The sequence below is a fragment of the Saccharopolyspora sp. NPDC002686 genome, from assembly GCF_040295745.1.
Taxonomy (GTDB): Bacteria; Actinomycetota; Actinomycetes; order Mycobacteriales; family Pseudonocardiaceae; genus Saccharopolyspora; species Saccharopolyspora oryzae.
Genome location: NZ_JBEOVY010000244.1, coordinates 1 through 11,852, shown reverse-complemented (window position 1 = coordinate 11,852; position 11,852 = coordinate 1). Strand labels below are relative to the sequence as shown.

Sequence of the window (11,852 nt, the reverse complement as noted above, 5' to 3'; positions counted from 1 at the left end):
TCCTGCTTTTCTTTCGTGTCCACTCCCTATCTGTCTTGCCCGGTGATTTTTTGGGGTCTCCCCACCCCCCAAAATGACCCCCGGGACCTGACCAGGCGAAACGAGCCGGACGGCGGAGGCATCGGCTCAGCGGTGGGCGGGGAACTCCACCACCTGCTGGTAGGTGGGGCGGTTCTGCCAGCTGATCTTGTCCTGGCCGATGCCGCCGATCTTGCTCTGGATCAGGGCGTCGGCGCACCACTGGTCGCCGGGCTCGCAGTCCGCGTCACCGGGGTAGGTCTGGTCCGACGGGGTTTCCGCCGCCTGGCGCAGGGTGTCCAGCAGCATCGAGCGGCACGCCGCCGGGTCACCACCACCGCACAGCGGTGCGCCGAACCCGCCCGGCACCTGATCGCCCAGCACCGCGCGGACGTCCTTGGACACCTGCCCGTACCAGCCGTACATGAACGCTGAGCCCTGGTGGCCCTGGCCGACGTGCAGGCCCGGTTCGCCGTTCTGCCAGCCCGAGGGCGACTGGTTGATCTGCATCATCCCGGTCAGCGCGTCGTAGGCCGGGGCGCCCAGCGACGGCTCGAACTGGCCGCGGACCAGCAACGGCCACCACGCGTCCAGCAGTTCGATCGCTTCGGCGTGCGCGTACCGCCGGCTGCCCGGTTCTGTCTCGACCCGCCTGCCACCGTCGGCCAGCCAGGTCCGGAGCTTCTCGACCAGCGCCGCGGTGTCGGGGTCGTTGATCGGCTCGCGGTCGATCAGGCGCAGCAGGTCCGGCAGCACCCGTTCGGCGCGCATGTCGGTCACGCCCGCTTCGGCCATCACCTGCGTCAGCGTCACGCGGTTGAACTTGCCGCCCGCTTCGATGCGCTCGCGGACGCGGGAGTCGAGCAGGTCGCCGCGCTGCACCGCGTTCTTCTCCGCCCGGTCGCCCGCGGTTCCCGGCGCCTGCTTGTTGTTCCAGCTGGTGTAGTAGTCCTGGTTGATCGAGTTCGGGTGCTGCTCGAACCGGGTGTAGTTCGCGGTGTTGTCGGCCGGGTTCCAGCCGTCCCACTCGTAGGCCGGGTCGCCGGCGATCGGCATGCTCGGGTCGACCACCGGTTTGCGCACCAGGTTGGCGCCGGAGTTGAAGTAGGCGGTGTCGGTGGCGTCGGCGTAGAACCAGTTGAAGGTGAAGTTGATGTCGTGCGCCGCGCGCTGGAAGTCCTGCGCCGACGTGATCGCGCCCGGGTCGTTGAACTGCTGGAACCCGATGATCGAGTCCACCTCGTGCAGGAACGTCGAGCGGGCCAGGGCGAACGCGACCGGCTTGCCGTCGACGGTGGCGCGGTGGGTCACGGGGCCGTAGCTGGTCCGGAACGACACCAGCCGGTACGAGCCTTCGGGGGTGCTGTCACCGAGGTTCGGCTTCCAGGCGTTCTCCCGCTCGACGGTCTGCATCGGCACGCACTCGCCGCGGAACCGGTACGCGTTGGAGTCAACCGTGGCCGGGCTCCCGTCGGGTTCGCACAGCTCGACGGCGTAGGTGTCGATCAGGTCCTGGGACGCGGTGGTGGCGCTCCAGGCGTAGTCCTGGCCGCGGCCCAGCAAGGTGTAGAAGCTCAGCCCGGCGAACGACGCGCCCTTCGACGAGATCCCCGGTCCTTGCAGCTCCTGCAGGGTGAGCAGCTGCGGCGAGAAGTAGCCGGTCTGCGGGCCGAACACCGCCACCGGATGGCCGCTCTCGGTGTGCGCACCGGACACGACGAGCGCGTTGGACATGCCCCGCGGCTGCCCCATCCCCTCCGGGACCACGCCGTCGTCGAAGATGCCGCGCAGGCTTTCCACCGGGTCGTCGGTGGTCGGCGGCGGGTTGCCGCTCTCCGCGCGGGTGGCCGGTTCCGAGGTCTGGGCCGCCGATCCGGTGGGATCGAAGACGAGCGGCTGCTCGACCACCGATCCCGGATCCGGCAGCACCACGCCCGCCGGGTTCTCCGGCGCCCCGCCGTACGGGAAAGTCCGTCCATCGTGGACGGTGGTGATCGCTTCCGGATCGTTCTCGGCGCGGAACGCCGCCCAGATCTCCTCGCCGCGCTCCGGGCCGAACCGCTCGTGCAGCGACATCCGGGCGACCGCGTTCTGCACCTCGTTGCCACCACCGCCGCCGAACTGGGCGCCGACCAGCGAGGCCAGCGCGACCAGGTCGGTCAGCTCGAAGGGCTCGATCCGCCCTTCGTTGGTGATCGGGTCCACGTGCCCGGTGGCCACGTACTCGCCGGGGAAGTACCGCCCCTGGTACGACTTCTCGATGTAGGCGTTGATCCCGTCCACGTAGGACTGCGCGTCTTCGAGCGCCTGCCTGCCGCGCTCGCCCTGCGAGGCGACGGAGTCGATCTGCTGCTGCAGCTCCTGCTCGGTGTAGGGCGACACCGCGAAGAACTGCTGCTCCAGCTGGCGGTTCGACGGCGCGCCACCGGCGAACGGCGTCACCTCGCCGCGCCCTGCCCGGCGCATCACGTCCATCAGGAACAGCTTGTCCTCGGCGGTGGCGTAGCCCGCGCCGAACGTGGTCCCCGAGCGAGTCGTCCCGTAGATGTGCGGGATTCCCGCGGTCTTGTCCCGGACGACGGTGACGTCCTCGCGCGGCTGGTAGGTCTTCTCGACGTCCTCGGGCCGCACGCCGAAGGAGTTGTCGTTGAAGAACTCCCCGATCGTGCCGGTGGTCAGCTTCGAGTAGCCGCCGACGAGCGCGTCGTACTTGGCCAGCTGGTCGTCGGAGTGCGGCGGGCGGACGCCCAGCAGCATGTGCGCGACGAGTTCGGCGAAGGTGGCGTTGCCGTTCTGACCGGGCGGGAGGACGTGGTGGCACTGCTCGCGGCAGTAGTCCGGCACGGACTCCGGTTCAGCCGTGGCTGGCGGCGCGACCAGCAGGGATGCGATCGCGGCCGCGGCGGCGAGGGCGGCGGTGGGACGCAGCATGCCAGGTCCTCTCGGTCGATCTTCGCGACCCGGACGCTAGCCACCGCGCACTGGATTTGAAAGACATTCACGTTCACCTTGCCCCGAACGGCGCAGCGGACATCAGGACGCCACCGCGGGCCGGTGCTCACCGCGCTTCCACCTGGTGTTCTCGAGCTCCAACGCCCGCCACAGCAGGTTCAGCGGGTGATCGGCGCCGTAGCTCTGCCGCTCTCCGCGCCGGGTGAAAGCTCCCACCAGCACGTGCATCTTCGGCCCGACGTCGTTGACCAGATCGACGGTGCGCAGCCCCCGGCCCTCCGGTAATCGCCCGTCGTCGGCCGCCTCCCCGACCCCGCGGGTGACGATCATGCAGCCGTGCAGCAGCTCCGAGCGCAGCAGGTCGAACCCGTAGCGCACGTCGTCGATCTCGGCGGCGATGTCGAGCTTCTCGCGGTAGTCGGGGCCGAACCAACCGCGCAGGAATCCGGAGATCAGCCCGCTGGCCGGGATGACCAGCGGCAGCGCGTGCAGCTGGCTGGCGAGCATCGGCCGGTTCGGCAGCTGTTCCGCGGACAAGTTCGTCACCAGGCTCAGCCCGCTGCGCCGCCACTCCAGCACGTCCACATCGGCCAGCGCGTTCTCGCCGCCGCCGACCAGGACGCTGCCGCAGACCAGATCCGCCTGCTTCGTCCGCAATGCACCGATCAGCTCGCGAGTCCGCAAGTGCGTCACCCGCAACTCCACGCCGCGCTCGGCGAATTCGCCCGCGACGTGCTCCCCGGCATTGGCGAGGAAACCGAGAGTGAACCTGGTGGTGCCGACAGTAATCGTTTCGCCGCGCAGTCGTCGCGATTCGTGCACTCCGTCGAGCCAGTCGCGCAACGTGTTCCGCGCGATCTCCACGAAGAGCTCTCCGGAATCGGTGAAGAGCACGTTCTTCCCGCGCCCCTGCTTGATCACCAGCGGTTCACCGCACAGCCGCTCGAAGTTCCGGTTCAGCGTGTCGATCTGCTTCTGCACGCTGGACTGCTCGCGCCCCAGCGAACGCGCTGCCGCCAGCGCCGTTCCGACCTCGTGCACCAGCACCAACGTGCGCAACTGGTCCATAGTGGTGTCCAGCAGAGCGGCTGGGGATTCGAGCAATCGACTGCGCAGGTCGCTCGCGGACGGACTGGCGGTTCCGACTAACGGCACGGCATGCTTCCTTCGGTCTCCTGTTTTGCGCCGAAGTGTAGTGCGCCGAACTGATCCGCACGCCAGAACAAATAATCTGCGGAATTCTTCTTCGAATCGCTGGAAATCCCCGCGACAGCGGTGCAATGATCTGCTGCGTCCCAAACGGCGGTCCTTCTGCGACCGCCCCGGTTCGGTTAGACCGATCGGCGTATTAGGGGCATTCGCACTATCGCAGGTACGCGGATGCGTGAACCGCTGCCTGCCCCGGAGAGGATTCGCAGCACCATGTGCAGCACCACCGTCGCGCCACCCCCTGGCGCGACGTCGAACAACGGCTTCCCGCGCAGCGCGTGGGCCCGCACTGCGCAAGTCGTGGATCGCGGACGGCGCACGGCCGACAGCTCGGTGATCCGCACGAACACCCCGGCCGCCGGGAGCGGCCAATCCCGGTGAAGGCGCCGCGATTCCTCTCGACATCCCCCTTTTTTTCATTCCCTGGCAAGGAGAAACCCAGTCGTGACCTACCAACAGACCGCTCCCCCGCAGGCGGCCCCGGTCAGCTTGAAGCGCCCCGCCACGCTGCTGGCGTTCGTCATCGCCGGTGCGGTGTCGGCGCTTTCCGGCATCGCGGCCGCGATCCACATGATGGCCGGTGGCCGGACGCTGGCCGAGCAGTACGCGACGGACCTGATGAACTCCGACCCGGCGTCGATGGGGATCGACGAGCTGCTGTCGGTGACCGGCGGTGAATCCACCGGCGACGCCATCGAAACCCTCAAGAGCATGGGCTTCTGGGAAGACGTCGTCACCACGGCCAGCGCGGAGCTGATGCTGAAGTCCATCGTCGCGCTGATCTTCGTGCTCCCGCTGCTGCTGTTCACGCTGCTGGCCATGAAGGCTGCGACCTGGGCGCGCGTCCTGGTCACCATCTTCGCCGTGCTCTCGCTGCTGCCGCACCTGATCCTGGCCATCGCGGTCGGCCTGCCGATCGAGCAGGGCCTCGGCTTCGTCGGCCTGGCCACGGCGGTGCTCGCGATCGTCCTCGCGTGGCTCCCGGCGAACGGCCGCTACGCGAAGGCCCGCAAGTTCGCGGCCTGACCCAGCGGAAACAGCGTCGCTCTGGGGGTCGGCACTGCACACGAGAACGGCCCGGCACTCTTTTCCTCGAGTGCCGGGCCGTTCCGCGCGTCAGGCCTGCTTGAACTGCTGGCGCTGGCGGCCCAGGCCGTCGATCTCCAGCTCCAGCACGTCACCGGCCGCCAGGTACGGGTACTTCCCGGAGAGGGCCACGCCTTCCGGGGTTCCGGTGTTGATCAGGTCGCCCGGCTCCAGCGTCATGTACTGCGAGAGGTGGCGGACGATCTCGGCGACGCCGAAGATCATGTCCGCGGTGTTGGAGTCCTGCCGGGCCTCGCCGTTGACCCACGTCCGCAACCGCAGCGCCTGCGGATCGGCGACCTCGTCGGCGGGCACCAGCCACGGACCGATCGGGTTGAAGGTCTCGGCGCACTTGCCCTTGGACCACTGCCCGCCCGAGTGCTCCTTCTGGAAGGCGCGCTCGGAGACGTCGTTGGCCACCACGAACCCGGCGACGCAGTCCAGCGCCTCTTCAGCGCTCTCCAGGTAGCGGGCCCGGCGACCGATCACCACGCCGAGCTCGACCTCCCAGTCGACCTGCTCGGCACCGCGCGGGATCAGCACCTCGTCGTACGGTCCGACGACCGTGTTCGGGTGCTTGAAGAACAGGATCGGCACCTCGGGCGGCGCCGAACCGGACTCGGCGGCGTGCGCGGCGTAGTTCTGGCCGATGCACAGCACGGCCATCGGCCGCGCGATCGGCGCACCCACCCGCTGGCCGCTGCCGTCGCCGGCATCGTCGACGGCGGGCAGCTCACCGGCGGCCAGCGCTTCCCTGGTCCGCTGGATGCCGCCACCGGCCAGGAACGCCCCGTCGACGTCCGCGGTGATCGGACGCAGATCGAACAGCCGGCCCTGGTCGTCTGCCACGTGCGGTTGCTCAGCCCCGACGGGGCCCAATCGCAGGAACCTCATCTCACTCCTTCGTCTCGGCGAGTGCTGCGGAGACGGCACCGGCGAGGCCGGGCGCGGCCGGCACCGCTCAGCAGCCCCACGACTTTCCACTGGAAAACGCGCCGAAGCAAGACCCGTCCAGGGGACGAAACCGGATCCGAGACGCTCTGAAGATTTTCACCCGTGGCCGTGTGAAGGCCACCGCTCAGCTGGATTTGCGCAGGTGGCGGGTGACTTCGCCGAGGCCGGCCGCGACGGCGCGCAGCTGGTCGCGGTCGAGCACGTCGATCAGGTTCGCGCGCACCACGTCGACGTGCCCGGGCGCCGCCGCGCGCAGCTTCTCCCGGCCGGCGTCGGTCAGCAGCGCGTTGACGCCGCGGTCGTCGGACTCGCAGGTGCGGCGCCGCACCAGACCGGCCTTCTCCAGCTGGGTGACCTGGTAGGTCAGGCCGCTCTTCGAGGTCACCACCAGCTGGGCGAGCTCGGTCATGCGCATCTCGCCGCCGGGCGCCGCGGACAGCCGGACCAGGATCTCGTACTGCGGGTGGGACAGCCCGACCTGCTCGCGCAGCTGCTGCTCGACCTTGCGGGCGACCAGGTTGCTCGCCTCCACGAAGGCGTTCCAGGTCGCCATCTCCTCGTCGTCCAGCCAGCGCGGTTCAGCCATGCCCCGAGCCTAGCTTGTTCAAATTTGAACGACCAGCTATGGTCGAGGTTGTTCAAATTCGAATGAGGAGGCGGCGATGACCCGGATGCCCACCCTGTACCTCAGCCACGGCGCCCCACCGCTGGCCGACGACCCGCTGTGGCCGGGCCAGCTCGCCGACTGGTCGGCCCGGCTGCCGAAGCCGAAGGCGATCCTGATGATCTCGGCGCACTGGGAGGAATCCCCGCTGGCCATCGGCGCCACCAGCACCGTTCCGCTGGTCTACGACTTCTGGGGTTTCCCCCAGCACTACTACGAGGTCCAGTACGCCGCTCCGGGCGCACCGGAGCTGGCCAGCCGCGTCCGCGCGCTGCTCCACGGCCCGGAGACCCCGGTGCAGGACTTCCCGGAGCGCGGCCTCGACCACGGCGCCTACGTGCCGCTGGTGGAGATGTACCCGGACGCCGACGTGCCCGTCCTGCAGATCTCGATGCCGACGCTGGAACCGGAACGGCTGATGCGCATGGGCCGGGCGCTGGCACCGCTGCGCGACGAGGGCGTGCTGATCGTGGGCAGCGGGTTCTTCACCCACAACCTCTCCGCGATGGGCCAACCGGGCACGCCGAGCTGGTCCTCGGAGTTCGACGACTGGGGACGGCAGGCGCTCGAGGCGAACGACGTCGACTCCCTGCTGGACTTCCGGCGCAAGGCCCCGGCCGGCCGGCTCGCGCACCCGCGCACGGAGCACTTCGCACCGCTGTTCGTGACCCTCGGCGCAGCGGACGACGACCTCACCGAGCAGCGGGTGGCCGTCGACGGCTTCTGGATGGGCCTGGCCAAGCGCTCCGTCCAGTTCGGCTGAGCGCTCGGATCAGCGGCGGAGCTGCTGCTCGACCGTCGCGACCACTTTGGACAGTGGAACTCGGGTGTCCTCGGTCCAGTTCGGTCCGCAGCGGGGCGTCGGCGCCGACACCGACAGCGCGGCGACCACCGCGCCGGAGTGGTCGTGCACCGGCATCGCCACGCAGCGGCAGCCGACGATGTACTCCTCGTCGTCCACCGCGTAGCCGCGGCTGCGGGCCTCCTGGACCTCGGCCAGCAACTCCGGCAGCTCGCGCACGGTGTTCTCGGTGAAGCGCTCCAGCTCCACGCCCTGGTAGCGGCGCACCAGCTCGTCCTGCGGCAGACCGGTCAGCAGCGCCTTGCCCATCCCGTCCGCGTGCGCGGGCAACCGCATGCCCACGGCGGACACGAGTTTCATCGGCTGGGGCGACTCGGCGATGGCGATGTAGACGTTCTCGATGCCGTCCAGCCGGGACAGCTGCACCGTCTCACCGGTCTCCTGCGCGAGCCGCTCCATCAGCGGCAGCGCCAGGCCCACGATGTCGCGGTGCCCGGTGTAGCCCTGGCCGACGGTCCACGCCTTCAGCCCGAGCCCGTAGGTGCGGGTGGTCTGGTCGAACTCGGCGAACCCGCGGTGCACCAAGGTGCCGAGCAACCCGTGCACGCTGGACAGCGGGAGCCGCAACGTCTCGGCGATGTCGCTGAGCCGGTGCCGCCCGCGGGCGAGCAGTTCCAGGATGACCAGCGCGCGGTCGGCGGACTTGACCACGTTGGGCCCGCTGCCCGCAGGCTCAGCCGTGACCGGTTCCGACTTCACCCGACTTTCCTCCTCCACCGCATCGACTCCTGCGGCCTACTGAACAGTACAGCGGGCGTGTTGCCGCTGCGCAGTTCCTCCAAGCGGCTCAACCGGGCGGTTTCGCGCTCGTGGTGTATGCGGGCCCGCGCGGTGTGAGCATGTGGGCATGGCGCAGCCCGGATCTCCGTTCCACCCGCTCGAGCCCGCGATCGACCTGCCCGCGATGGAGCGACAGCTCATCGAGTGGTGGCACGCGCACGAGGTGTTCGAACGCAGCCTGGCGCAGACCGCCGACGGCCCGCGCTGGGTGTTCTACGAAGGCCCGCCCACCGCCAACGGGGTGCCCGGCACGCACCACGTCGAAGCGCGGGTGTTCAAGGACGTCTTCCCGCGGTTCAAGACGATGAAGGGCTGCAACGTGCCGCGCCGCGGCGGGTGGGACTGCCACGGGCTGCCCGTGGAGCTCGCCGTCGAGAAGGAGCTCGGCATCAGCGGCAAGCCCGACATCGAGCGGATCGGCATCGCCGAGTTCAACGCGCGCTGCCGGGCCTCGGTGCAGCGCCACGTCGGCGAGTTCGAGACCGTCACGCGGCGGATGGGCTACTGGATCGACCTGTCCGCCGCCTACTGGACGATGTCGCCGGACTACGTCGACAGCGTGTGGTGGGCGCTGAAGCGGATCTTCGACGCGGGCCTGCTGGTCGAGGACTACCGGGTGGCCCCGTACTGCCCCCGCGACCAGACGACCCTGTCGGACCACGAGGTCGCGCAGGGCTACGAACCGGCGCACGACCCGTCGGTGTTCGTGCGGTTCCCCCTGGACGAGCCGCTCGCCGGGCACCACGACGTCGACCTGCTGATCTGGACGACCACCCCGTGGACGCTGGTGTCCAACACCGCCGTCGCGGTGCACCCGGCGGTGGACTACCAGGTGGTGCGCACCGTCGAGGGCACGTTCGTGGTGGCCGAACCGCTGGTCGAGTCGGTGCTCGGACCCGACGGCGAGGTGCTCGCGACCTTGCCGGGCACCGCGTTGGCGGGACTGCACTACCGGCGCCCGTTCGACCTCGTCGACATCCCGGACGCGCACCGCGTGGTGCTCGCCGAGTACGTCTCCACCGAGGACGGCACCGGACTGGTGCACCAAGCTCCCGCCTTCGGCGCCGACGACCTCGCGGTCTGCCGCGAGAACGGGCTGCCGGTGGTGAACCCGGTCGGCACCGACGGCCGGTTCGACGCCGAAGTCGGGCTGGTCGGCGGGATGTTCTTCAAGGACGCCGACGCGGTGCTGGTCGAAGACCTCCAGCACCGCGGCCTCCTGCTGCGCTACACCACTTTCGAGCACCAGTACCCGCACTGCTGGCGCTGCCACACGCCGCTGATGTACTACGCGCAGCTGTCCTGGTACATCCGGACCACCGCGATCCGCGAGGCGCTGCAGCGCGAGAACGAGCGCACCGACTGGTACCCCGAGCACGTCAAGCACGGTCGTTACGGCGACTGGCTGGACAACAACGTGGACTGGGCGCTGTCCCGGACGCGCTACTGGGGCACACCGCTGCCGCTGTGGCGGTGCCCGGACGGCCACGTCACGCCGATCGGTTCCCGCGCCGAGCTGGGCGAGCGGACCGGCCAGGACCTCACCGAGCTCGACCCGCACCGGCCGTACCTCGACGAGATCGAATTCCCGTGCCCCACCTGCGGGAAGTCCGCCGCGCGGGTGCCCGAGGTGGTCGACGCCTGGTTCGACTCCGGTTCGATGCCCTTCGCCCAGCTCGGCTACCCGCACCAGCCGGGCAGCGTCGCGGAACTCGCCCGCAGCTACCCGGCGCAGTACATCTGCGAGGCCATCGACCAGACCCGCGGCTGGTTCTACACGCTCATGGCGGTCGGCACGCTGCTGTTCGACCGCTCCGCCTACGAGACCGTGGTCTGCTTGGGGCACATCGTCGCCGAGGACGGCCGGAAGATGAGCAAGCACCTGGGCAACGTGCTGGAACCGCTGCCGCTGATGGAGGAGCACGGCGCGGACGCGCTGCGGTGGTTCATGCTGTGCTCGGGATCGCCCTGGTCAGCGCGTCGCGTCGGGCACGCACCGCTGCGCGAGATCGTCCGCAAGGTGCTGCTGACCTACTGGAACACCGCGTCGTTCTTCAGCCGCTACGCCGCGCTGGTGGACTGGATCCCGGCCGACGCCGCACCTCCCGAGAAGCGCCCGGTGCTGGACCGCTGGGTGCTGGCGCGGCTCCACCGGCTGGCCGCGGAGGTGGACGCGCGGCTGGAGGACTACGACACGGCCGGTGCCGGCCGGGCGCTGGCGGAGTTCGTCGACGACCTGTCGAACTGGTACGTCCGCCGCTCGCGGCAGCGCTTCTGGGACGGCGACCCGAACGCCCTGCGCACCCTCTACGACTGCTTGGACGTGCTGACCAGGCTGCTCGCGCCGTTCGTGCCGTTCATCGCCGAGCGGGTCTGGCAGGACGTCGTCCGCCCGGGAGCCCCGGATTCGCCGGAGTCGGTGCACCTGGCGACCTGGCCGCGGGCGGACCTCCGGCTGGTCGACGACCGACTCCTGTCCCTCGTGGACACCGAACGCCAGTTGGCGGAAGCGGGCCGGGCGGCGCGCAAGAGCAGCGGGATCAAGGTGCGGCAGCCGCTGGGCCGGGCGCTCGTCAGCGCAGCGCTGCCGCCCGAGCTGGTCGCCGATCTCGCCGACGAGCTCAACGTGCGCCGCATCGAACCGCTGGAGTCGGCGGGAGAAGTGCTGGACGTGTCGGTCAAACCGAACTTCCGGGCGCTGGGCGCCAGATTCGGCAACCGGACCCAGCTGGCGGCGGCCGCGGTCAACGCCGCGGACCCCGCCGAACTGGCCCGCACCTTGCGCACCGGTGCCGCGACGATCGAGGTGGACGGTCAGCTCGAACCGCTGACCGGCGAGGACGTGTTCATCAGCGAGGTGCCGCGAACCGGGTGGGTGGTCGAGTCCCAGCGCGACGTGACCATCGCCCTGGACACCACGATCACCCCGGAGCTGGAACGGGCCGGCCTGGCCCGCGAGGTGATCCGCTTCGTGCAGGACTGCCGCAAGCAGGACGGCCTCGACATCACCGACCGGATCACCCTGCACTGGCGCGCGACCGGCGAGCTCCGCGAGGCGCTGCGCCACCACGCCGAGGAGATCGCCACCGCGGTCCTGGCCACCGCCACCACCGAATCCGCCTCCCCCGCACCGGATTCCACCGAGCACACCGACCCGACCCTGGACCTGACGATCTGGCTCCACCGAACCTGACCGACCACCGCTCCGCCCAACACCCCGTCGAACCGCCGGCGTGTCGGGATCCGACATGCCGGCACCGGTGGACAAGTCCGCCCACCTGTGGAGAACAGGACGTTTCCGGCCGGGACTGGCTCGGCGTCGAGGGG

At 69.8% G+C, this 11,852-nt stretch carries 9 protein-coding genes; 4 read left to right on the top strand and 5 right to left on the bottom strand.

The features are described 5' to 3' along the window. Nucleotides 1–126: 126 nt before the first annotated feature. Both ABTZ89_RS26950 and ABTZ89_RS26945 read right to left on the bottom strand, forming a co-directional pair. Nucleotides 127–2,949, bottom strand: coding sequence for a penicillin acylase family protein (locus ABTZ89_RS26950; protein ID WP_351049716.1), 2,823 nt, complete (start codon nucleotides 2,947–2,949; stop codon nucleotides 127–129). Between the two features lie 102 nt (nucleotides 2,950–3,051). After that, nucleotides 3,052–4,038: a LysR family transcriptional regulator gene (locus tag ABTZ89_RS26945; RefSeq protein ID WP_351049713.1), complete on the bottom strand. Its 987-nt coding sequence runs from the start codon at nucleotides 4,036–4,038 to the stop codon at nucleotides 3,052–3,054. A 312-nt stretch (nucleotides 4,039–4,350) separates the two neighbouring features. Here ABTZ89_RS26945 and ABTZ89_RS26940 point away from each other — a divergent pair, with 312 nt between their 5' ends. Together ABTZ89_RS26940 and ABTZ89_RS26935 are read left to right on the top strand one after the other, a co-directional pair. Further along, nucleotides 4,351–4,560, top strand: a complete 210-nt coding sequence (locus tag ABTZ89_RS26940; protein ID WP_270952720.1) for a hypothetical protein — start codon at nucleotides 4,351–4,353, stop codon at nucleotides 4,558–4,560. Between the two features lie 63 nt (nucleotides 4,561–4,623). Beyond that, nucleotides 4,624–5,205 carry a hypothetical protein gene (locus ABTZ89_RS26935; protein ID WP_351049710.1) on the top strand — a complete coding sequence of 194 codons (582 nt, stop codon included), beginning with the start codon at nucleotides 4,624–4,626 and terminating at the stop codon, nucleotides 5,203–5,205. A gap of 90 nt (nucleotides 5,206–5,295) precedes the next feature. Here ABTZ89_RS26935 and ABTZ89_RS26930 read toward each other — a convergent pair whose 3' ends face one another. Further along, a complete protein-coding gene (locus ABTZ89_RS26930) occupies nucleotides 5,296–6,159 on the bottom strand; it encodes a fumarylacetoacetate hydrolase family protein (RefSeq protein ID WP_270952723.1) in 864 nt (287 codons plus the stop codon). 184 nt (nucleotides 6,160–6,343) lie between these two features. Beyond that, the gene (locus ABTZ89_RS26925) at nucleotides 6,344–6,805 is read right to left on the bottom strand and encodes a MarR family winged helix-turn-helix transcriptional regulator (RefSeq protein ID WP_270952725.1); all 462 of its coding nucleotides are present in this window, start codon (nucleotides 6,803–6,805) and stop codon (nucleotides 6,344–6,346) included. A 76-nt stretch (nucleotides 6,806–6,881) separates the two neighbouring features. On the opposite strand from ABTZ89_RS26925, the gene ABTZ89_RS26920 reads away from it, so the two are divergent. Continuing rightward, the gene (locus ABTZ89_RS26920; RefSeq protein ID WP_270952726.1) at nucleotides 6,882–7,646 is read left to right on the top strand and encodes a dioxygenase family protein; all 765 of its coding nucleotides are present in this window, start codon (nucleotides 6,882–6,884) and stop codon (nucleotides 7,644–7,646) included. Between the two features lie 9 nt (nucleotides 7,647–7,655). Here ABTZ89_RS26920 and ABTZ89_RS26915 read toward each other — a convergent pair whose 3' ends face one another. Beyond that, entirely contained in the window at nucleotides 7,656–8,444 is a 789-nt protein-coding gene (locus tag ABTZ89_RS26915; protein ID WP_270952728.1) for an IclR family transcriptional regulator, read from the bottom strand. A gap of 148 nt (nucleotides 8,445–8,592) precedes the next feature. Here ABTZ89_RS26915 and ileS point away from each other — a divergent pair, with 148 nt between their 5' ends. Continuing rightward, nucleotides 8,593–11,718, top strand: a complete 3,126-nt coding sequence (ileS, locus tag ABTZ89_RS26910; protein WP_351049705.1) for an isoleucine--tRNA ligase — start codon at nucleotides 8,593–8,595, stop codon at nucleotides 11,716–11,718. Nucleotides 11,719–11,852 lie beyond the last annotated feature (134 nt).

Coding starts and splice junctions, on each gene's coding strand:
- ileS (WP_351049705.1), top strand. CDS start 8,593: ATGGCGCAGCCCGGATCTCCGTTCCACCCGCTCGAGCCCGCGATCGAC.
- ABTZ89_RS26950 (WP_351049716.1), bottom strand. CDS start 2,949: ATGCTGCGTCCCACCGCCGCCCTCGCCGCCGCGGCCGCGATCGCATCC.
- ABTZ89_RS26945 (WP_351049713.1), bottom strand. CDS start 4,038: ATGGACCAGTTGCGCACGTTGGTGCTGGTGCACGAGGTCGGAACGGCG.
- ABTZ89_RS26940 (WP_270952720.1), top strand. CDS start 4,351: ATGCGTGAACCGCTGCCTGCCCCGGAGAGGATTCGCAGCACCATGTGC.
- ABTZ89_RS26920 (WP_270952726.1), top strand. CDS start 6,882: ATGACCCGGATGCCCACCCTGTACCTCAGCCACGGCGCCCCACCGCTG.
- ABTZ89_RS26925 (WP_270952725.1), bottom strand. CDS start 6,805: ATGGCTGAACCGCGCTGGCTGGACGACGAGGAGATGGCGACCTGGAAC.
- ABTZ89_RS26930 (WP_270952723.1), bottom strand. CDS start 6,159: ATGAGGTTCCTGCGATTGGGCCCCGTCGGGGCTGAGCAACCGCACGTG.